At 53.6% G+C, this 1,579-nt stretch carries 1 rRNA gene and 1 other annotated feature; the gene reads left to right on the top strand.

The features are described from left to right. A 23S ribosomal RNA gene (locus tag T370_RS0121865) occupies positions 1–1,442 on the top strand; the annotation flags it as partial. A 54-nt stretch (positions 1,443–1,496) separates the two neighbouring features. Then, positions 1,497–1,578: a sequence feature (5S ribosomal RNA rRNA prediction is too short), on the top strand. Position 1,579: the final 1 nt, after the last annotated feature.

The following is a 1,579-nucleotide window of genomic DNA, read 5'->3' as shown; positions in this document are numbered from 1 at the left end:
GTTGGATATCCCGGTGCAAGCGTGTAGGAATATCCGGTAGGCAAATCCGCCGGACGAATCTGAGACGCGAGTCCGTGGGCGCAAGCCCTGAAGCCGTTGAGTCTATGCTGCCTAGAAAAGCTCCTAAGTTTATCCACAGCAATCCGTACCGCAAACCAACTCAGGTGGGTGGGATGAACAATCCAAGGCGCTCGAGAGAACTCTGGCCAAGGAACTCGGCAAAATAACCCCGTAACTTCGGAAGAAGGGGTGCTCTCTAGGGTGACATGTTTAACATATGAAGCCCCGGGGAGCCGCAGTGAATTGGTGGTGGCGACTGTTTACTAAAAACATAGGTCTGTGCGAAGTCCTAAAGACGACGTATACGGACTGACGCCTGCCCGGTGCTGGAAGGTTAAAAGGAGGGGTCAGCGCAAGCAAAGCTCCGAATTGAAGCCCCAGTAAACGGCGGCCGTAACTATAACGGTCCTAAGGTAGCGAAATTCCTTGTCGGGTAAGTTCCGACCTGCACGAATGGCGTAACGATCTCCACACTGTCTCGGCCAGAGACTCGGTGAAATTGCAGTCGCGGTGAAAATTCCGTGTACCCGCAGAAAGACGGAAAGACCCTGTGCACCTTTACTATAGCTTGACATTGGATTTTGGGCCTGCATGTGTAGGATAGGTGGGAGGCTGTGAACCCTGTACGCCAGTATGGGGGGAGCCATCCTTGAAATACCACCCTTGCATGTTTAAGATCCTAACTTCTTCCGGTTATCCCGGAGAAAGACAGTGTCTGGCGGGTAGTTTGACTGGGGCGGTCGCCTCCTAAAGTGTAACGGAGGCATGCAAAGGTTCCCTCAGCCTGATCGGAAACCAGGCGCTGAGTGCAAACGCATAAGGGAGCTTGACTGTAAGAGAGACATCTCGAACAGGAACGAAAGTTGGCGTTAGTGATCCGGTGGTCCCGAATGGAAGGGCCATCGCTCATTGGATAAAAGGTACGCCGGGGATAACAGGCTGATCGCATCCAAGAGTTCACATCGACGATGCGGTTTGGCACCTCGATGTCGGCTCATCACATCCTGGGGCTGAAGCAGGTCCCAAGGGTACGGCTGTTCGCCGTTTAAAGTGGTACGCGAGCTGGGTTTAAAACGTCGTGAGACAGTTTGGTCCCTATCTTCTGTGGGCGAAGGAGAATTGAGAGGGCCTGTCCCTAGTACGAGAGGACCGGGATGGACGCACCCCTGGTGATCCTGTTGTCGCGCCAGCGGCATAGCAGGGTAGCTATGTGCGGAAGGGATAACCGCTGAAAGCATCTAAGCGGGAAGCCTGCCTCAAGATAAGTTCTCCCCTCGAAAGAGCTGAAGGGCCCGGGTAGACTACCCGGTCGATAGGCTGGAGGTGTAAGCGCGGCGACGTGCTCAGCTGACCAGTACTAATAGCCCGAGCGGCTTATTTTTCAAAAACTTTCCCCTTCCCAACCCCCTATCAATTAATATCACATAGAGATTTGTCTTGGTGTTCATGGAGGAGAGGGTACACCCGATCCCATTCCGAACTCGGCAGTTAAGCTCTCCATCGTCGATGATACTGCGCA

It is taken from the genome of Bilophila wadsworthia ATCC 49260, assembly GCF_000701705.1.
GTDB classification, from domain to species: domain Bacteria; phylum Desulfobacterota; class Desulfovibrionia; order Desulfovibrionales; family Desulfovibrionaceae; genus Bilophila; species Bilophila wadsworthia.
The sequence above is the reverse complement of the archived record's forward strand: the minus strand, read 5'-3'. Positions and strand labels throughout refer to the sequence as shown.